General features: G+C 43.4%; 2 protein-coding genes. Both read left to right on the top strand.

All coding sequences use genetic code 11. The features are described from left to right. The coding region (locus H3001_RS19245) for a helix-turn-helix domain-containing protein (protein ID WP_181215810.1) at positions 1 to 401 on the top strand (401 nt) is incomplete at its 5' end. After that, on the top strand, positions 355 to 507 hold a 153-nt coding region (locus tag H3001_RS19840), incomplete at its 3' end, for a transposase family protein (RefSeq protein ID WP_219915903.1). The genes H3001_RS19245 and H3001_RS19840, both read left to right, overlap by 47 nt.

Here is a 507-nt window from a genome sequence, read left to right as displayed (position 1 = left end):
CTTTCAAGTACCATTGGGATGAATATTACAGCCATTTCACTTTGGAAGGCAAAGTGCGTCAACGTATATCTTACAACAGGAAGACCAGTGTGTTGCCTCTGATTCAGGACAAAATGTTCTTCATATTGGTATATCTGAAGACCAATCCCCTTCAGGAACTCCATGCCATTCAGTTTGAGATGACCCAGCCCCAGGCCAACAGGTGGATTCACCTTCTTTCTGAGATTCTCCGTCGTACATTGAAAACGCTTGGTGAATTACCCGACCGTAACTCCAAACGTCTGATACACATCCTTCAAGGATGCGAAGAAGTCTTGCTGGACGGAACCGAGCGACCTATTCAACGCCCTTTGGATGAAGACAGGCAGTCTGCATGCTATAGTGGTAAAAAAAACTCATAGCATAAAGAATAACCTGTTGTGTACCAACAATCTTAGGATTGTATGGCTGAGTTCTACATACGAAGGTCATGTCCATGATAAGAAGATTTGTGATGAAGAACCTCTT

Source organism: Phocaeicola faecicola (assembly GCF_013618865.1).
Taxonomy (GTDB): Bacteria; Bacteroidota; Bacteroidia; order Bacteroidales; family Bacteroidaceae; genus Phocaeicola; species Phocaeicola faecicola.
Note: the sequence above shows the minus strand (reverse complement) of the source record. Positions and strands in the feature narration are given on the sequence as shown.